We start from the raw sequence: 18988 nt of genomic DNA, 5'->3' as shown, positions 1-18988 counted from the left end.
CCGGAATCACCAGGTCAGCGGCTGACTGCCTTCTGATACCGACGAATAGCGAACGGCACGAAGACGATCAGCAAACCGAAAGTCCACAACAACGACGCAATGACCGGATTCTGCAGTGGCCACGCATCCGGAACCGTCATCGCAGGATTGGTATTGCCGAACAATTCACGCACCGCCTGGGTAACCGCCGACACCGGATTCCATTCGGCGATCACTTTGAGCGGGCCGGGAAGATTGGTGGTCTCGACAAAAGTGTTCGCGATGAACGACAGCGGAAAGATGACGATGAAGCTCGCGTTGTTGAATACCTCCGGTGTCCGGATCCAAAGCCCGACAACAGCCATGACCCACGACAACGCGTACGCGAAGAACAGAAGCAGCGCATAACCCGCCACCGCTTCGAGGAAACTGGAGTGAATCCGCCACCCGACCAGAAGACCGGTCAACGACATGACCACCAAACTGATGACGTTGATCAACACGTCACTCGATGTTCGGCCGGTCAGCACGGCAGACGGAGCCATGGGCAGCGATCGAAATCTGTCGATGATTCCTTTCTGAATGTCTTCGACCATCCCCAAACCAGTCCAGGTAGCACCGAATATGACCGTCTGCGTGAAGATTCCGGCGATCAGGAATTCTCGATACGACGTGCCCGGGACGGAGATCGCACTGCCGAACACATACGCGAACAAGAGCACGAACATGATCGGCGACAAAGTGGTGAACACCAGCAGATCCGGAACGCGCTTGATCTTGATCAAGTTTCGCCTGGCGATGGTCAAACCGTCTTCGAGCGCCATCTGCACGGTCATTTCTGATCCTCCAGTTCAGCCTGGTGCCCGGTCAGTGTGAGGAAGACATCGTCGAGAGTGGGTCTGCGCAAGCCGACGTCGAATACGCGGATGCCTCGTGCCGACAGAAGATTCAGCGCCGCGACCAACGCGTCGGTGCCGTCGTCGACAGGAACGGTGACGCGACGGACATTCTCTTGAACCTGAATGTCCCCCACGGCAAGCGAGCGCAATTCCTCGCGGACGATGTCGAGATGTTCGACCTCGTGCACGCTCAATTCGATGCGCTCACCCCCGACCCGCGCCTTCAACTGGTCTGCAGTACCGCGCGCGATGACCGAGCCGCGGTCGATGACGGCGATCTGGTCGGCCAACCTCTCGGCTTCCTCCATGTATTGCGTCGTGAGCAACAGCGTGGTCCCCTGAGCCACCAACCCTTCGATGACGTCCCAGAGACCGAGTCGCGCCCGAGGATCGAGGCCGGTGGTCGGCTCGTCGAGAAACAACACCTGCGGCCGAGCAACCAATGCGCCGGCGAGATCGAGACGTCGCCGCATTCCGCCGGAATAGCCCTTGACCGGCCGATCTCCAGCCTCGACGAGATCGAACTGCTCGAGCAATTCACGCGCTCGGGCCTTACTGCTTCGGGCGCCGAGGTGATACAGCCTCCCGACCATGTCCAAGTTCTCATAGCCCGTCAGGTACTCGTCGACCGCGGCGTACTGACCCGAAGCACCGATCTTGGATCGCAACGCCCGCGCATCCTCGACCACGTCCAGCCCGGCAACCTTGGCGCGTCCACCGTCCGGAATGAGCAGCGTCGTGAATATCCTTACCGCAGTGGTTTTTCCGGCGCCGTTGGGGCCCAACAGAGCCATCACCGAACCCTCGCGCACTTCCAGGTCGATGCCGTCCAATGCCGTGACGTCGCCGTACTTCTTGACCAGCCCCTCGGCCACAATCGCTTCGGTCATGAGCCCTCCCGCATCGGTAATCCGTCGGTAGTCCGTTCCCCAGTGTGACCCAGGAGGCCGACACATTCCAGGAAATTTCGTCAGTTGCCCGGCTGCAATCACCTCCCTGGTTTCGCCGGTGCCTTTCGGCCACGAGGTACGGAACAGACCACACGTCCCAGTCCTGTCCAATACAGCCGATAAATTTCACCGACCTTTCGACGGATATATACCGGAAAGAAAAATCCGAAATTCTTGAACAAAGACCGCTTTCAGGTATTCATGATGAACGCGGCAGCGTTACACTCGTACAGCAAGTGACACTCGGGCCGGTGACAGTTGACTTATGGTGTCGAATCTCGAATTACAAACCAGACAGAGGCCGAAAAGAATTGAATCACCGATTCAGTGCACGCGGGGAAGACTCACACTTCGGGGGATCGAGAAAGGCTGACTGTGCCATGAGTATCAGAACTCGATACATCCGAACTCCGTGGATCCGAAAAACGGCGAAATATTCCTTCGAGACCATCTGCTTCACCCTGGCCGTGATTGTCGCGGCCGCACTGATCGCCGCGTACAACACACAACCACGCTCCGCGCCGACGTACACGCCGGCCTCGTTCTCGGCGAATCCTGAATCTGCAGCGCTGCCCTTCGACATTCCACCCAAGTCAGCACTGAACGGAAAGTTGGTTTTCGCTCACTACTTCCCGCCCTATCCGGTTTCGATCGACAATGCGAATCCGTCTGGCGATTACTATGCGACACAATATCTTACGGTCAACGGCGAGAACAACAAACACGTTCGCTACGGAGGATTCCTCCGCGATCGGCCGACACCGCGGCAACCCATCGCCGATACGCAGTGGCGCCAACGCGACCTCGAAAACGAAGTTCGTTCGGCAATCGCCACGGGCATCGACGGATTCTCCGTCGACATCATCGCCAAGGCAACCGACACCAGTTGGTGGGGTTCCACCGTGCCCACCGCCCTGATCAAAGCGGCCGCAGCAGTGGATCCGAATTTCAAGATCATGCTCATGCCTGATATGAACGGCGCGTTCAAAAACATGACCGCAGCTCAAATGGCAGCAGAGATGAAACCGTATTCGACCATGGCATCATCGTTCAAATTGAACGACGGACGGCTCGTGATATCTCCATTCCTTGCCGAAAACAAGACTGCGGGCTGGTGGTCGGAGTTCATCACTCTGATGAAGAATTCTTACGGCATAAATGTGGCATTTGTTCCGGTTTTCCTCGACGCTGCAGCCAACCGGAATTCTTTTGCATCGATCAGCTACGGGATGTCGAATTGGGGTAATCGAAATCCGGCAGGAAATCCGCTCTCGGGATCGAACCCGAACTCTCCGATGGGACTTGCCGCTGCCGCTCACTCCTTGGGAAAGATATGGATGCAACCAGTCGCCTTCCAAGATGTTCGTCCAAGTCAGTCGATCTACGACGAGGCACAGAATTCACAGAATCTGCAGAACATGTGGCAGATTGCGATTGCGTCCAACAGCGAATGGGTACAGCTCGTCACCTGGAACGACTACAGCGAGGGAACGTCGTTCGCGCCCAGCGTCGGCCATGGGCGTGCGTTGCTCGACATGAGTTCCTACGGGTTGTACAGCTTTCGCACCGGCGCCTCACCCGCGATTGTTCGCGACACCGCGTATCTCATCTACCGCAATCAGTCGGTCTCCGCGGTCCCCGTCAATCGCTCTGCTGCCCCTATGACACTGCGCCAATGGTCATCCCCCGCTCGCGATACCGTCGAAGTCCTTTCCTTCTTGACGGCGCCGGCGGTCGTCAAAGTGACGGTGGGAACCACGACAACCACCTGCAATGCCCCGGCCGGGATGAGCAGCTGCATAGCACCGTTGAAAGTAGGTTCCATCAAGGCTTCTGTCGTTCGCGGCACTACCGAGGTGTCCCGGGTGAGTTCGCACGCTGCGGTAACGGCCACCCCGTACAACCAGAATCTCGAGTACCTGGTTGATTCCAGTCGAAGATAACGGTGACGACGAAGATCGGGTCAGTCCGTCGACTCACCCGATCTTCGTTGCGCCATCGGTTTCGGCTGCAATTGGTAACTCGGGCAGCGATACCGCCCCCGTCCGCTCCACCTTCACTGCCAACGTCACAGCGGCGGCCAGTGCTGATACGCCCGCTCCGATCCAGTACAAAACCGCGAACGAATGCAGGGTCGGCACAGCGCTCGCACCGATCACCACCGTTGAACTGGCCAATACCGCTGCCGCAACGGCGCTTCCGGTGGAGGTACCGACCGAACGGAGCAGGCTGTTGAATCCGTTGGCCGAGGCAGTCTGATGGATCGGCGCAGATTCGGTGATCAGAGTCGGCATGGCTGCCAGGGAAAATGCCACACCGGCCGATACCACGGCAGCGCCGATCACGATATTGACCAGCGTCGGCGTCAACAGCACACGCAAGACGTATCCGATTGCGATGACGATCGCTCCTGAGGCCAACGTGGCCTTCGCTCCCCATCGCCTCGTCACCTTCGACGACACCGGCGCCAATCCGATCATCAGGACTCCGCCCGGCATCATCGCCAGTCCGGCTTCGGCAGCCGAGAGTCCGAGACCGTCCGCCGACGCCAGGGGCAACTGAAGTTCCTGCGTTGCCGCCAACGCGCTGATGAACATGGCAAAACCGAGTAATACTGCGCAGACGTTCGAAACCAGAATCGGAGCGCGAAGGGAAGTCCGCAGATCGACCAGCGGTGCCGGCGTGTGCAGTTCCCACGGAATCCATCCACAGAGCAAGACCACGCCGGACGCGATCAGAACCAGAACTGCCCAGCCCCATTCGGTTCCTTTCGAAACGGCCAGCAGCAGTGCAGTCATAGCGAGCGTGAGGACTGTGGCTCCCAGAAAGTCGAAGCGTCCGCGACTCTTCACAGCCGATTCCGGCACCACCAGCGGCAAGACGACTATCAGTGCGACCCCGAATCCACCGGTGACCCAGAAAAGCGCGGGTAGTCCCCAGTGCGCCGAGATCACCCCCGCCATCGGCATACCGAACATGCCACCGATCCCCAACGTCGCACTCATGAGAGCTACTGCACCACTGAGCTTTTCCGGAGGAAGGACATCGCGCATGATGCTGATTCCGACGGGCAGAAGTGCCGTCGCGAACCCCTGCAACGAGCGCCCGAGGATCAATAACCAGAAACTCTGGCTGAGCGCCGCAACCATGCAGCCGACGATCATCACGGCAAGACAGACGAGCATCATCGCGCGCTTACCGAACATGTCGGCGAGTCTGCCGATGAGAGGGGTTGCGACGGCACCGGTCAGCAACGTCGAGGTCACCAGCCAGGAAGCGGTGGAGGACGATACTCCCGATGCCGTCGCGAACGCAGGCAGGACCGGCACCACCAAGGTCTGTTGCAGCGCGACCACCACACCGCTCAGACTCAGGACGCCGACGACCCACCCGGTCCGCGCTTTCGCGCGAACAGTCTTGTCCGTCAAGCGTTCGAGCGAGCGGCTACTCCGGCGTCGACAGGAACCACGATGCCACTCATGTGGGCACTCGCGTCGGCGGCGAGGAACAGGACTACTCGCGTGATCTCGAAGGGATCCAGCCAACCGACCGGCTGCGCATGCAGAGTCGCGTACACGGGTTCGACGTCGTCTGCCGTCGGCGATTCGAGGTCAGGCCGCATCATCGCGTACATCATGTCGTTGTGAATCATCGGCGTCGAGATGTTCCCCGGTGCAATAGCATTCACGGTCACACCCGAGTTTGCCAGTTCGAGCGACACACTCTTCGTCAAACCGATGACGCCCCACTTGGAGGCGCCGTACGCAGCCATTTGGGTGCCACCGGAGCGACCCATCATCGAGGAAATCGTGATGATGCGACCGTAACCACGTTCCGCCATTCCACCTGACACGGCCGCAACGGTGTTGAACACACCGGTCAGGTTCGACGAGATGACTTCGTTCCACTGCGCCGACGTCATCGACGTGATCGGAGCGGGCACGGACACACCGGCATTCGCGACGGCGATGTCGACACGGCCGAACTCGGCTTCAGCGCGGGCAACGAGCGCGTCCATTGCGTCGCGATCAGCAGTGTCTGCCTTGACGGCAATGCACCGACGACCGGTGGCTTCCACCAAACGAACGGTTTCCTTCAGATCCTCCTCGTTTGCGAGGGGGTAGGCGACGACATCACTGTTCTCGCACCGGTCGCAGATCACGATGTCCGCGCCACGCTCCGCGAATGCGACAGCGTGGGCGCGCCCCTGACCGCGTGCGGCGCCGGTGATCAGTGCAACTTTTCCTTCGAAGCTGCCTTCGAGGCTGTTCATGCCGTCTCCTAGTTCGTCGTATGCAAGCGTGCGCTGTACTGCATGCGTACTCCGAACCCGCCCGAAAGAAACAGTCGATCCCGGACAGCGGGAATCCAGCCGGTTACTGGTAAACGGCGGTCTCGAATTCCAGGTATCCGTTGATGGATCCAGGGTCCGCGAACGGCAGAATCTGCGTTGCCCAGAACCCGCCGACGCCGGTCTGCCGGTCGATCCAGTAATAGAGGTTGGCAAGACCCGCCCAAGCCAGCGATCCGGCCGGCCTACCGGTGGGTGCCACCTCTTCATTTGTCATGAAGGAGTATGCCCATCCCTTGGGTACACCGGGGAAGAATTCCGCATCGTTGGACAGCGTCGGGAGAACTCCGGGCAACAACCCCACGTGCTGGCCTTCGAGCCCGTTCTGAACGGCTGCAGCTACCGTCTCCGGCGACAACACGCGACCCGAAGTGCCCGCGCCGTCGTTGAGCCACATACGAATGAACTTCATGTAGTCGCCGACAGTGCCGTGCAAACCGTGACCACCCATGTGCACCTCGGGTTCGGCCGGAAGCTCGAATCCGATGAGCGGAGTGAGGCTTCCGTCGCTCTCACGCTGATGGATCGGCGCAAGTCGATCCTTCATCGACGGGCTCATCGTGAATGCCGTATCGGCCATCTCGAGAGGTTCGAAGATGCGCTGACGCATGACATCGCCGAGTCGCTGACCTCGAATCGACTCGACGACCTGTCCGGCCCAGTCGATGTTGGTGCCGTACTCCCACTTCTCACCCGGGTCGAAGAGCAGCGGTGTCGTGAGCGCCGCTTTGCTACAGGTGATCACGCTGGGCTGCCCATGTTCCTGCGAGAGCCGGTTGTACGACTCGTTGAAGAAGTCGTAGCCGAACCCTGCAGTGTGAAGGAGCAGCATGCGAGTGGTGATGTCACGCTTGGGTTCCCGAAGAACGGGGTTTCCGCCGGCGTCGAAACCGTCCAGGACCTTCAGCTCACCGATGTCGGGAACATAGGTCGCTGCAGGTGCATCGAGATCGAGCAATCCCTCCTCCACACATTGCAGGACAGCGGTACCGGTGATCGCCTTGGTGGTGGAGAAGAGCGCAAAGGTTGTATCGAGGGTCATTGGAACGCCGGAACCGAGAGTCCGCTCGCCCGCAGCACCCTCGTAGATGTTGCCTTCTCGATCCGTGATCATCGCGACCACACCCGGGACGCGATCAGCCCCCTGAGTTGCTCGCGCCAGCACGTCGTCGAGGCGCTGCTTCGAAAGGGGCTTCCGCGCAATATCTTCGATCGTCACTGCATTTCTCCATCCGACTTGCGACTTGTCTTGTCGAACAGAATGTAACGGCGATCACACACCCGACTCTGCCTCGAAACGGCAGGAAAACTGTCTCGTTTCGGCAGAACCGGGCAGAGATTGGAGTCAGCTCTGGGGCGCTCCGATATTCACCAGCCAGGAAATGCCGAATTTGTCTGTACAGGCGCCGAATTCGTCGCCCCACATCTGCTTCTCGAGTGGAACGCTCACCGTTCCCGTTCCCGACAACTGCTCCCAGTACCCGCGCAGCACATCGCCGTCGTTGCCGCTGAGGCTGACCGTGATGTTGTCGCCGGGGTTGTACGGCATGCCGGGCGGAGTGTCGGCACCCATCAGGGTGTATCCCTGATCGGTTTCGAGCATTCCGTGCATGATCTTGTCGCCGCCTTCACCGGGATTGCCGAACTCACCGAACGTGCTCAGCGCCAGCGTGCCACCAAAGATTTCTTTGTAGAACTCCAACGCCTCACGGGCATTGCCGTTGAAGCTGATGTACGGATTGAGTCGAGTTGCCATGACGTACTCCTAGCTCGTGGGATTGCTGTCACGTTCGATTTCAATCCTTGCAGAACGCTCCGACACGAAACAACGGATCACGGCAGTTCATCGAGTGCGTAAAACGATCGTCATGACCGTTCAAACAACTGTCCTCAGAGTCGATTCCGGGTCTCGGAAGGCAACTCTCCGAACCGTTTCCGGTATGTGGCCGCAAACATGCCCAGATTGACGTAGCCCCAGGCGTTGGCGATTTCGGAGACGGTTCTCCCGTCGGAACGCAACAGTTCGCCGCGTACACCCTCCAACCGACGCGCGCGCAATCGTTGCCCCGGCGTGGTGTCTCGGTACCGTCGAAATCCCGCAGTGAGCGCCCGGACACTGACACCCACCGCAGCCGCGATCTCCGATGCCGTCGGCACCGAGCGAGCAAACGTATCGATGTACTCCTCTGCCGATCGCACGTAGGCAGGTTCGGCGGAGGCGACGTCGACGCCGAGTTGCAGCCCGGCCTGCGTCGCCCACTCGTCGAGAAGCTGAGCCGCGATGAGTTCTTGAACCCTGGCACCCAGCCTTTCGCTCGACATCGCCTCAGGCGACTCTGCAATTGCGCGAACGACGTAGTCCATCAATGCCAGCCAACTCGAGCCCCGCCCGCCAATGGTGCACTTGTGCCGCCACAGACGGTCGTCGGGAACCGACCCGTACCACTGCCGGGCGTGGTCGGCGACAAGCTGATGCGGCACAGTGAGATTCAGCTGCAGATGATCCTCGTCGAATTCGACGAAATAGTCGGTCCGACTGCAGTCGGCGACAAAAGTCTCCCCCACGGCAGTATTTGCCGCAGCTCCCCGGCCAAGGGCATGTCGACCGTTGCCTCTGATCGTCGTCAGAACCAGAATGTTTCCGGCCTCAGGCGAACATTCACCGACGGAGACCGGAATCCCGTAACAGAATCTGGTGACGTCGATCTTGCCGACTGCCGCGGAGTACATGTCCGAAGCCGGCTTCAACCGACTTCCGATCGGCGTGACCGTATACGGCATGTAGATGTTGTCGGACCACTCCTTGATGCGGTCCCAGTCCCGAGAAAAGGCCTGGTGATGCTGCATAGTGGGCCGGCCGGCCGCGCCGATGAGCAAGGCATCCTCGAACATGGTTCGAGTATCGCACCAGGGCCCGGGAAGGTCACGCGAAGTGAGATGACGTGATCTCTGGCTGTACGGCGGCGGGTCGTGTTGCAGCAAAAAGCAGCGAATCCACCGCGGTCCCCCGGATCACCATGTGTGCCCTCATTCGCCCCTCCTCCTCCATTCCGATTTTGGTGAGCACCGACGCCGACGCCGAATTCTCGGGACGACACGTTGCCTGCACTCGCTGCGCTCCGAAGCGAGCAAAGGCGAATTCCAGAACCGCGCGCCCCGCCTCCGACGCATAGCCTCGCCCTTGGAACTTCGGGTTCACGACAAAACCGAGTTCCGCCCGCCGGTGCGCGGCGGATACTTCCCACACAGCTACCGAACCGATGACCGCTCCATCGGCCTTCGACGTGATGGCCAGGGTGAACGTGCGACGTTCGACGAGCGCAGCTTCGAGTGCCGCGTCCGCCAGGAATGCCCTGGTCACCGCGGGGGTGTTCGGCCCCCAATCAACATATCTACAGACGGCAGGGTCGGACGCGTACTGATGGACGGCACCTTCATCCGCGGCAGTGAAATCTCGAAGAACAAGGCGTTCCGTAGTTAACGTGAACATCCAGCGATCCTAGAGCGAGCCCAAAAGCACCTCTTGACTCGAACGCATGTTCGAGTATGATTTGGGGAGGGGATCGGGGGATTCAATGAGTGTCTTGTTGTCGGACGTGGTGTCGGGTTCTGCGGTGGGGTTACGCGGACGCCTGTGGCAGTTGACTGCTGCCGAGTTACGTGCGGCTGCGGTGTCGGCGAGCGCGGAGATTCTTCGTCTCGAAGCCGTTCGAGTGGCCGTGGTCGACGAACTCTCGATGCGCCCGGATGATCAGGTGATCGCCAGCCGCGGGGTCGGTTCGTGGTTGGCGGCCAACACGATGCTGCAGGTTCGGGACGGGAAGAAGATCGCCGCCCTGGGTGCAGCTTTGCGGCCGTTTCCGGCGGTGGCGGCTCGGTTCGATGGCGGGGATTGCTCGTTCGAGCACGCGGTGTTGATCGTGGCGTTCTGTGAATCACCGCCGAAGGGGATGCCGGAGGAGGCGCTCCCTCGCTGTATCGATTTGTTGTTGGCTGCTGCGTCGGGGGTGGAGGCGACAACGACGAAGGTGCGGAACGTGATCGCGACGTTGGAGCGGTTGTTCGAATCGGATGAGATTCCGCCCGCTGAAGATGTCGATCTCAATGAGTTGCGGATCGCGTCGACGCTCAATGGTCGGGTGGTGGTGCGTGGGGATTTCGACGCCCTCACCGGGGAAATGCTGTTGTCGGCGTTGTCGAATCTGACGATGCCCACCCCGGCACCGGATGGAACCCCGGATTCTCGGTCGGCAGCGAAACGAACTGCCGACGGGTTCACCGAACTGATCCGCCGCTATCTGGACTGTGCCAAGACCGGAACCGATGGTGGCCAACGCCCGCACGTGAACGTACACATCAATGCTCGGGATCTGGCGGAGCACCGTGACTGCGCCGCAGCACCCTCCACTGCTGATGACGGAATGGCTGTGTCGGATCTTGATGTCGGGCACATGCCCTGGCTCGGACCGCTGTCGGTGTCGCAGACCAGGCTTCTCGGCTGCGACTGTTTCCTCTCCACCGTCCTGCTCGACGGTCACGGGGCGCCGCTCGATGCGAAACCAGGGAAGAGGTTGGTCACCGCCGAACAACGGACTGCGTTGATTGCCCGAGACAGAGGCTGTGCGTTCCCGGGTTGCACATGTGTACCGGCGTGGACCGATGCGCACCATATCCGGCACTGGGCGAACGGCGGCCCGACGGTGATGAACAACCTGGTCCTGCTGTGCCGTTCACATCATCGGTTGATGCACCGGAAATCCGGGTTCGTCGGGAAATGGGATATCCGGATCGGTGTCGACAACAAACCCTGGTTCATCCCGCCACCCTCGATCGACCCCGGGCAGCAACCCAGGCCGGCGAACACCACCTTCAAAACCTGAGAGGTCAAACCTCTTTGGCGACAACAGAACACGGACCGAGCACCGCATCGAAGGAGACCCCGATGCGGTGCCAACCGGCCGTGACGCTTGATGAAGCTGTGCCCACGATAATCAGCGAGTCAGCACAAGCCCCGATGTCGGAACGCCCGTTCCCGCAGTCACCAGTACATTCTCGACGGAGTCGACCTGGTTGACCGAAGTACCGCGGATCTGCCGAACACCCTCGGCGATACCGTTCATCCCGTGAATGTATGCCTCGCCGAGCTGTCCACCATGGGTGTTGATCGGAAGCTTGCCTCCGAGTTCGATTGCGCCACCGGCGATGAAGTCCTTGGCCTCTCCCCTACCGCAGAAACCGAGTTCCTCGAGCTGCATCAGAACATAGGGCGTGAAGTGGTCGTAGAAGATCGCCGTCTGCATGTCCGACGGGCGCAGCCCACTTTGTGACCAGAGCTGATCGCCGACAAGGCCCATCTCCGGTAGGCCGGTCAAACCGTCGCGGTAATAGCTGGTCATGATGTATTGATCTGCCCCGCTGCCCTGTGCGGCGGCAGCGATAACGGCGGGGGTGTTCTTCAGATCTTTGGCTCGTTCTGGCGAGGTGACGACGATCGCGATGCCGCCGTCGGATTCCTGGCAGCAATCGAGGAGATGCAAAGGTTCAGCGATGAATCGCGAGTTCTGATGGTCCTCGAGGGTAATCGGTTTTCCGTAGAAGAACGCCTTCGGATTGGTGGCTGCATGCTTACGGTCGGCGACGGCGATTCGACCGAAGTCCTCGCTGGACGCTCCGTATACGTGCATGTATCGCTGCGCGACCATCGCGACAAAGGATGCGGGAGTACCCAATCCGTGAGGATAGGAAAAAGCGTTATCCGTGCCCGACGAATTGACCTGCGCCACAAGGCCGGAGTTCACCTGCCCGAAACGGGCACCCGATCGCTCGTTGAACGCGCGGTAAGCGACGACGACGTCTGCGACGCCGGTGGCAACAGCCATGGCGGCCTGCTGAATCGTCGCCGCAGCGGCACCGCCTCCGTAGTGAATGCGGCTGAAGAACTTGAGGTTCGGAATCCCCACCGAACGAGCTACTGCCACTTCGGTGTTGGTGTCCATGGTGAACGAGGTAAGACCGTCGACGTCGGCGGGTGTCAGACCGGCGTCGTCCAACGCGGCTTGAACAGCCTCGGCGGCCAGTCGCAGTTCACTGCGACCGGAGTCCTTCGAGAAATCCGTGGCTCCGATTCCGACGATCGCTGCCTTGCCGGACAATGCGCTCATTCAATGTCTCCGTTTTCAGTGTCTCCATTCGAGCCCGACGCCGGAAATGCCAGTGTGACCTGTGCGGTGATGTGATCTCCCAGGCTGTTCTTGCCGACCACCGCGAGCGACACGAGATCCTCGTCGTAGGAGGTCACCGTTCCGGAGAGCGTCAAGGTGTCGTAGGCGTACCAGGGGACTCCGAGGCGGAGTTTGATCGACGTGAGTACAGCCCGCGGTCCGGCCCAATCGGTCACGAATCGCTGCACCAAGCCGGTGTCGGTGAGGATGTTGACGAAGATGTCCTTCGAGCCGCGTTTCTGTGCGAGATCGCGGTCGTGGTGAACATCTTGAAAGTCGCGGGTAGCGAGCGCCGCCGAGACCACAAACGTCGGGTCGCCGTAAATCGAGAGCTGCGGAAGAACCTCTCCCACAGTGATATCCGTCGTCAAAGTCATCGTCACTCCTTCACCGCAGAAACCGCAGACACCGCAGACACAGAAACCGGCTGCCAGGCGTACAGAGTCCAGGGAGTTCCCCCGGTCTCGTCGTCTCCGGGGAAGTCGAGGTAGACCGCCTCCACCTCCATCCCGATCGACACACTCGACGGATCGACGCCGCGCAATTCGCCGAGCATCCGCACACCCTCAGGCAGTTCGACCAGGGCAACGACGAACGGCAATGACCGACCAGGAACCTTGGGGGCGTGGTGAACGACAAAGCTGAAGACCGTTCCCCGACCTGACGCGACCACGTAGTCGGTCTGCTCCGACTTGTCTTTCCAGATCGCGGGCACCGGCGGGTGCTGTACCGAACCGTCCGCACGCAGTTGAATACGCAACTCGTGTGCGGCGACACCGTCCCAGAAGAACTGCGTGTCGAGGGATGCTGTCGGACGCAGCATTCGAGATGCGTCCAGGTCCGCAGGCACGTCAGTGGAGGAACTCTCGCTGACTGGCGGCGCGAACTTCAAGATCCGGAACATCATCTCCGAGACCAGTTCTTCGCCGACCCGCCAGAAGCTGCGAGTAGTGAAGAACCATCCTTCACCAAGACCTGTCTTCTTGGGTCCCACAACGTCTTCCAACACCGAGGAGATGGTGACTTCTTCACCCGGCTTCAAGTAGCGGTGGTAGATCTGATCGCAGTTGGTCGCGACGACGGAGGTGAATCCGGCCTCGTCGAGGATGTCCGTCATCCGGCCCAACGGATCGTCGGCTTCTCGAATTGCCCCCAGACCGCGCATCGTCCATACCTGCGCCATCGCCGGCGGTGCGACTATTCCGTCGTGTCCGGCGGCGCGGGCGGCCGATTCGTCGACATAGATCGGGTTCTCGTCACCGATCGCCTCGACCCAGTTGCGGATCATCGGCAAGTTCACGGGGTCCCGGCCGGCGCGAGGAGCGCTTGGCCCGTCCTCTCGAACCCGCTCGGCAGCAGTGAGAATGGGATCTGACACGATTTGTTTCCTATCTCGGAACGCGGGGAAGCTTCAGGCCGGCGGTGGCGATCAATTCGCGCATCACCTCGTTGACTCCACCGCCGAAGGTGATCACCAGGTTGCGCTTGATCTGCATGTCGAGCCACTCCATGAGATCAGCAGTTTCGGGATCGATGGGATTTCCGTACCGTCCGACGATCTCTTCCGCGAGTCGACCGACTCGCTGGATGCGTTCGGTCGCAAATACTTTGGTTGCCGAAGCGTCGGCAATGTCCACCGATTCCGAATCACTCGATGCCACTTGCCAGTTGAGCAGTTCGTTGAGGCGATACGTCGCGTGAATCTCACCGAGCGCGCGTCGTACGTCAACGTGATCGAGCAGGTTTTCACGCTTGGCCCAATCGAAGACGTGGTCGTAAATCCCTGCGACACGACCTGCCGGACCGAGCATGACGCGTTCGTGGTTGAGCTGCGTCGTGATCAAGCGCCAGCCCTGATTCTCCTCACCCACAAGCATGTTCGCCGGAACGCGAACGTCCTCGTAGTAGGTGGCGTTGACGTGATGCGCACCGTCGCAGGTGATGATCGGGGTCCAGGTGTAGCCGGGATCTTTGGTGTCCATGATCAGGATGGAGATGCCGCGGTGCCTTGAATCGGCAGACCCTGTCCGCACGGCGAGCCACACGTAATCGGCGTCATGCCCGCCGGTGGTGAAAATCTTCTGGCCGTTGACGACGTACTCGTCACCATTTCGTGCCGCCGAAGTGCGCAGTGCTGCAAGGTCGGTGCCGGCTTCCGGTTCGGTGTAGCCGATCGCGAAGTGCACTTCACCGGCGAGGATCGCGGGCAGGAATTTCTGCTTCTGCTCCTCGCTGCCGTACTTCTGCAGGGTCGGACCGACGGTCTGCAAAGTCACCGAAGGCAGTGGGACATCCGCCCGCACAGCCTCGTTGACAAAAATCTGCTGCTCGACTTCACCGAACCCACGTCCGCCGAACTCCACCGGCCAGCCGACGCCGAGCCAGCCGTCCTTGCCCATACGACGGATGACCTCGCGATAGGTAGGGCCATGCCGCTCCACGCGCATGATCTTGGCCTCTTCGGGCGAGATCAGCGTCGAGAAGTAGCGTCGAAGTTCAGCTTGCAATGCGCGCTGACTGTCGGTCAGATCGATGAACACCGGGCCCCCACGAGGTCGAGTCGCTGCGAAGCACCGCCGAGCAGGCGTGCCAGGTCTTTTGCAGTCGAGTAGTAACGATGAAGTGGATACGTGACGTCGACGCCCAGACCGCCGTGCAGGTGGTGAAGCACCTGCATCGTGGCAGGCACTTCTTGGGCGATCCAGTACGCCATGACGTCGAGGTCCGACTGGGCGTCCAGGCCCTCCGACACGCGCCAGGACGCCGACAACGCCGCGACATGAAGGGTCCGGGAGGTGACGTACGCGTCGGCTATCTGTTGTGAGACTGCCTGGAACGTGGCGAGCGGCTTACCGAATTGCTCACGCGAGCCGACATGTGCCGCAGTGAGATCGACGGCGCCGGACACCAAACCGTCTGCAACGGCTCCGATACTCGCCGTGGCGATCCGGTACAGCGCCTGGACGGCTTCCTCGCCGGCACCGAGAAGTTCACCGACTGCCTCGTCCATGGTGACTGCGAACTCCGGACTGCCGGACGCACTGGGAGTCGGCGTCAATGCGACGCCGGCGGCGGTCGGATCGACGAGAACGACTCCGGCGTCGGTGGGCACAAGAATTCTGTGTGCGCCCGCCGCGAAGGGAACGGCAAGCACCGTCCCGCTGACGCGATACCAGTCGCCCGACTGCTGCGCGGTGGTCGACGGCTGTGCCGGGAACTGCTGACCCGGCTCACCGAGCGCCGCGGTGAACACCCGTCCGGCGCCGACTCCGGTGAGCAATTCTTCCTGTTGAGCGTCGGTCCCCAGAGCGACTATGGGGAGTACACCGAAGCCGAGGGTTGCGAGAGCCGGAATTGGAGCAGCGGCCCGGCCGACCTCGACGAGGAGGGAACCGACGTCGGCGACGGAGAGTCCCTCGCCGCCCAGACGCTCGGGCAGGGCCAACGTGAGCAGGTCGGCATCGGCGAATGCCGCCCAGAGCGCGTCCGGCTCCAGTTCGCGGGCAAGGAGCGCGGTAGCCACCTCGGCTACCGCTTCCTGGGTTTCATCGGGAGTGAAGTCCACGCTGGCAATCCTGTCTCTGATGTAGAACGTGTTCTAGTTGTATCACCAACGTGGACATTTCTAAAGGCCTCTACTCACGCCGTCTAATCACGGGGCAGGCCCAGAATTCTCTCCGCGGCGACGGTCAACAGAATCTGCGTGGTTCCGCCGGCAATCGACAGGCATCGCGTGTTGAGGAACTCACGCGAGAGCGGACCCTCCACCCATCCGGCCGGGCCACCCAATTCCATGGCGAACTCTGCGACATTCTGACGCTGGCGCACGCCCACCAGCTTGCGGACGCTCGACGCCGGACCCGGATCCTGACCGTCCAATTGCCGCAGTGTCGTGCGCAATTCCAGCAGTGAGCCCACCATGGCGGTTCCGATCAGCCCACCGAGCTTGTCTGCCACCACAGGATCGGGGTCGCCGGCCAGCTCGAGCAATTCCTCCATCGCACCGCCGAGCGAAGAGCCACCGCTCATTGCGACCCGCTCGTTGGCGAGGGTCGTTCGGGCCAGTTTCCAGCCTCCACCGAGCTGGCCGACGACGCACTCGTCCGGGACGAAGACGTCGTCGAGGAAGACTTCGTTGAACAGGGCATCTCCGGTGATCTCGCGCAGCGGCGAGATTCGAATCCCAGCCGTCTTCATGTCGAGAAGGAAGTACGTGATGCCCTTGTGTTTGGGAACCTCGCGATCGGTCCTGGCGAGGCAGATGGCCCAGTCAGCTTCACGCGCAAGCGAAGTCCAGACTTTCTGGCCGTTCAGCTTCCAACCGCCGTCGACCTTTTCCGCGGTCGTGCGCAGTGCCGCAAGATCCGAACCTGCGCCGGGTTCACTGAAGAGCTGGCACCAGGTGATCTCGCCCTTGAGCGTCGGAGTCGCAAATCTTTCGATCTGCTCCGCACTGCCGTGCTCGAGGATGGTCGGCACTGCCCACCAGCCGATCACCAGATCGGGTCGGCCGATACCGACGGCCGCCAACTCTTCTTCGATCAGAATCTGTTGCGCGGCCTTGGCGCCCCGGCCGTACGGCTTGGGCCAGTGCGGCGCAAGGTAGCCCGATTCGGCCAACGCGTTGCGCTGCTCGGATTCGGGCAGCGCCACCAATTGCGCTACCTCTTCGCGAATTTCGGACCGGTCGGATTCGAGCTCACTCAAGTCGATCTGAAGGTGACGCCGTGCGCCGCCGATCGTCAATTCCGCGACGCGTGCGCGCCAATGAGACGATCCGCCCAGAATCTGCCGGAGCGACAGTGCTCGACGAAGGTAGAAGTGCGCCTCGTGCTCCCAGGTGAATCCGATGCCGCCGAGCACTTGAATGCAGTCCTTTGCCGTGTCGACAGCGGCATCCAGCGACACCGCGGCGGCCACTGCTGCGGCGATCGGAAGTTCGTCGCCCGACTCGGCAGCGACCGCACCATCCCAGGCGACGGCTCCGGCATTCTCTACGCGACACAGCATTTCGGCGCAGATGTGTTTGATCGCCTGGAACGAGCCGATGGGCTTTCCGAATTGTTCGCGAATCTTCGCGTACTCCACCGCAGTACGCAGGCTCCACGCCGCAATTCCGGCAGCTTCGGCAGCCCCAAGTACCGCCGCTAGGTCGGAAACCGATCCTGGCGCAATGTCATCGAGGATTCGGTCGGCATCGACCGTCACTCGATCGAAGGAGACTCGCGCCAGTGGTCGCGACTTGTCGATCGTGTCGACCGCTTCGTAGGTCACGCCTTCGCTGTCTCCGTCGACGAGAGCCCAGACGACACGCGAGCCTTCGTCTTCGGACACGACGCCCGCCGACACGAGTACCGATACGCCTGAATCGCCGCCCCAGGCGTAACCTCCTTCGCCATGAAGCTCGATGCCGCCGGACGCATTCGCCGTTGCCGCAACTGGACTTTCGTCCAATACGACGGCACACGGCAGCGCACCGTCGGCGAGCGTTTCGGACCATCGCTTGGCAGCGGGCGACGAACTACGCCCCACCACCAGAGCTGCGAGTGCAGTCGTGAGAACAGGACCCGGCACGAGTTCGATTGCCGCCTGCTCGAGCATTGCTGCGAGATCGACGATTTCGGCCCCGGCTCCGCCTACCGCTTCGGGAACGGCGACCGAAAATATCCCGAGAGACGCGAACTCGGACCATTTCTCCCGCCACGAAACTGCTGGTCCACGGCGTACCATGTCCATCGGCGTGGCCGAGCGAGCCCAGGCCTCTATCGATTCCTGGACCGCCCGCTGTTCATCGGTCGTGGCGATTGTCACAACTGGTTCCCGCCTCTCGATAAGTGACACAATTGTTTAGAACGTGTTCTAATATGACACCTGGCCAAGAGTCAAGGCGCGAAGGAATTTGTCGATGACCACAACATCCCGATCCCGCTCCAACGCGGTTGCTTCTGCAACGCTCGGGGACGACGATCTCAGCTCCAACGCGCAACGTGAACGCCGCAAGCGGATTCTCGACGCAACACTCGCCTTGGCGTCCAAGGGGGGCTACGAGGCTGTTCAGATGCGCGCCGTGGCCGAGCGTGCCGACGTCGCAGTCGGAACGCTCTATCGCTACTTCCCGTCCAAGGTTCACCTACTGGTGTCCGCCCTGGCACGCGAATTCGAGAAGATCGATTCCAAGGGCAAGATCCCGCCTGGAACCAGTCCGCTCGAGCGGATGCAGCTGATCCTCAGCCTCATCACCCGCGCGATGCAGCGCGATCCGCTCCTCACCGAAGCGATGACTCGCGCGTTCATGTTCGCCGACGCCTCCGCAGCGGCCGAGGTCGATCAGGTGGGCCAGTTGATGGACCGCCTCTTCGCACGAGCGATGACCGAAGAGGAGCCAACCGAAGAGCAGTTGGCGATCGCGCGCGTGATCTCCGATGTGTGGCTGTCCAATTTGGTGGCATGGCTCACGCGACGCTCTTCGGCTACCGATGTCGCCAATCGACTGGAATTGACGGTTGAACTGCTGCTCGGTGACGGAACTCGGAAACCCGAATAGACATCCTTTGTCGCATCTGTCATTTTTGCACTGATCGGCCGGAA

The 18988-nt window shown here is 61.0% G+C and carries 17 protein-coding genes; 3 read left to right on the top strand and 14 right to left on the bottom strand.

The window, feature by feature from the left end; translation table 11 throughout:
* Positions 1-14: 14 nt before the first annotated feature.
* On the bottom strand, positions 15-815 hold the full coding sequence (locus tag RhoBH5_RS12010; protein WP_003945537.1) for an ABC transporter permease: 801 nt from the start codon (positions 813-815) through the stop codon (positions 15-17).
* Positions 812-1768: a daunorubicin resistance protein DrrA family ABC transporter ATP-binding protein gene (locus RhoBH5_RS12005; protein WP_003945489.1), complete on the bottom strand. Its 957-nt coding sequence runs from the start codon at positions 1766-1768 to the stop codon at positions 812-814. The genes RhoBH5_RS12010 and RhoBH5_RS12005 overlap by 4 nt, the downstream gene beginning before the upstream one ends.
* A 440-nt stretch (positions 1769-2208) precedes the next feature.
* Here RhoBH5_RS12005 and RhoBH5_RS12000 point away from each other — a divergent pair, with 440 nt between their 5' ends.
* Complete coding sequence (locus tag RhoBH5_RS12000) at positions 2209-3771, top strand: glycoside hydrolase family 71 protein (protein ID WP_142006470.1); 1563 nt, start codon at positions 2209-2211, stop codon at positions 3769-3771.
* A 33-nt stretch (positions 3772-3804) separates the two neighbouring features.
* Here the strand turns inward: RhoBH5_RS12000 and RhoBH5_RS11995 are convergent, their stop codons facing one another.
* The 6 genes from RhoBH5_RS11995 to RhoBH5_RS11970 form a co-directional block, all read right to left on the bottom strand.
* Positions 3805-5256, bottom strand: a complete 1452-nt coding sequence (locus tag RhoBH5_RS11995) for an MFS transporter (protein WP_270008347.1) — start codon at positions 5254-5256, stop codon at positions 3805-3807.
* Positions 5253-6101: a mycofactocin-coupled SDR family oxidoreductase gene (locus tag RhoBH5_RS11990; protein ID WP_003945658.1), complete on the bottom strand. Its 849-nt coding sequence runs from the start codon at positions 6099-6101 to the stop codon at positions 5253-5255. The genes RhoBH5_RS11995 and RhoBH5_RS11990 overlap by 4 nt, the downstream gene beginning before the upstream one ends.
* Before the next feature lie 103 nt (positions 6102-6204).
* Positions 6205-7344, bottom strand: a complete 1140-nt coding sequence (locus tag RhoBH5_RS11985) for a serine hydrolase domain-containing protein (RefSeq protein WP_270008435.1) — start codon at positions 7342-7344, stop codon at positions 6205-6207.
* Between the two features lie 180 nt (positions 7345-7524).
* Positions 7525-7935, bottom strand: coding sequence for a VOC family protein (locus RhoBH5_RS11980; protein ID WP_270008346.1), 411 nt, complete (start codon positions 7933-7935; stop codon positions 7525-7527).
* Positions 7936-8069: 134 nt separating this feature from the next.
* A complete protein-coding gene (locus tag RhoBH5_RS11975) occupies positions 8070-9071 on the bottom strand; it encodes an AraC family transcriptional regulator (RefSeq protein ID WP_270008345.1) in 1002 nt (333 codons plus the stop codon).
* A 31-nt stretch (positions 9072-9102) separates the two neighbouring features.
* The gene (locus RhoBH5_RS11970) at positions 9103-9669 is read right to left on the bottom strand and encodes a GNAT family N-acetyltransferase (protein ID WP_058227269.1); all 567 of its coding nucleotides are present in this window, start codon (positions 9667-9669) and stop codon (positions 9103-9105) included.
* An 85-nt stretch (positions 9670-9754) separates the two neighbouring features.
* On the opposite strand from RhoBH5_RS11970, the gene RhoBH5_RS11965 reads away from it, so the two are divergent.
* Positions 9755-11059 (top strand): HNH endonuclease signature motif containing protein, encoded by a 1305-nt coding sequence (locus tag RhoBH5_RS11965; protein WP_270008344.1) that lies wholly within the window; start codon positions 9755-9757, stop codon positions 11057-11059.
* 111 nt (positions 11060-11170) lie between these two features.
* Here the strand turns inward: RhoBH5_RS11965 and RhoBH5_RS11960 are convergent, their stop codons facing one another.
* The 6 genes from RhoBH5_RS11960 to RhoBH5_RS11935 form a co-directional block, all read right to left on the bottom strand.
* Positions 11171-12340, bottom strand: a complete 1170-nt coding sequence (locus RhoBH5_RS11960) for a lipid-transfer protein (protein WP_019746856.1) — start codon at positions 12338-12340, stop codon at positions 11171-11173.
* Entirely contained in the window at positions 12337-12777 is a 441-nt protein-coding gene (locus RhoBH5_RS11955) for a MaoC family dehydratase (RefSeq protein ID WP_270008343.1), read from the bottom strand. The genes RhoBH5_RS11960 and RhoBH5_RS11955 overlap by 4 nt, the downstream gene beginning before the upstream one ends.
* Positions 12778-12779: 2 nt before the next feature.
* The gene (locus RhoBH5_RS11950; RefSeq protein ID WP_270008434.1) at positions 12780-13781 is read right to left on the bottom strand and encodes a bifunctional MaoC family dehydratase N-terminal/OB-fold nucleic acid binding domain-containing protein; all 1002 of its coding nucleotides are present in this window, start codon (positions 13779-13781) and stop codon (positions 12780-12782) included.
* A 7-nt stretch (positions 13782-13788) separates the two neighbouring features.
* Positions 13789-14940 carry an acyl-CoA dehydrogenase family protein gene (locus RhoBH5_RS11945; protein WP_058227266.1) on the bottom strand — a complete coding sequence of 384 codons (1152 nt, stop codon included), beginning with the start codon at positions 14938-14940 and terminating at the stop codon, positions 13789-13791.
* Positions 14925-15965, bottom strand: a complete 1041-nt coding sequence (locus RhoBH5_RS11940; RefSeq protein ID WP_270008342.1) for an acyl-CoA dehydrogenase family protein — start codon at positions 15963-15965, stop codon at positions 14925-14927. The genes RhoBH5_RS11945 and RhoBH5_RS11940 overlap by 16 nt, the downstream gene beginning before the upstream one ends.
* An 83-nt stretch (positions 15966-16048) precedes the next feature.
* Positions 16049-18211, bottom strand: coding sequence for an acyl-CoA dehydrogenase (locus tag RhoBH5_RS11935; RefSeq protein ID WP_042920534.1), 2163 nt, complete (start codon positions 18209-18211; stop codon positions 16049-16051).
* A gap of 94 nt (positions 18212-18305) precedes the next feature.
* Here RhoBH5_RS11935 and kstR point away from each other — a divergent pair, with 94 nt between their 5' ends.
* Entirely contained in the window at positions 18306-18944 is a 639-nt protein-coding gene (kstR, locus tag RhoBH5_RS11930) for a cholesterol catabolism transcriptional regulator KstR (protein ID WP_003945752.1), read from the top strand.
* The last annotated feature ends 44 nt before the right edge of the window (positions 18945-18988 follow it).

This window comes from Rhodococcus sp. BH5, assembly GCF_027583855.1.
GTDB lineage: Bacteria > Actinomycetota > Actinomycetes > Mycobacteriales > Mycobacteriaceae > Rhodococcus_F > Rhodococcus_F qingshengii.
Note: the sequence above shows the minus strand (reverse complement) of the source record. Positions and strands in the feature narration are given on the sequence as shown.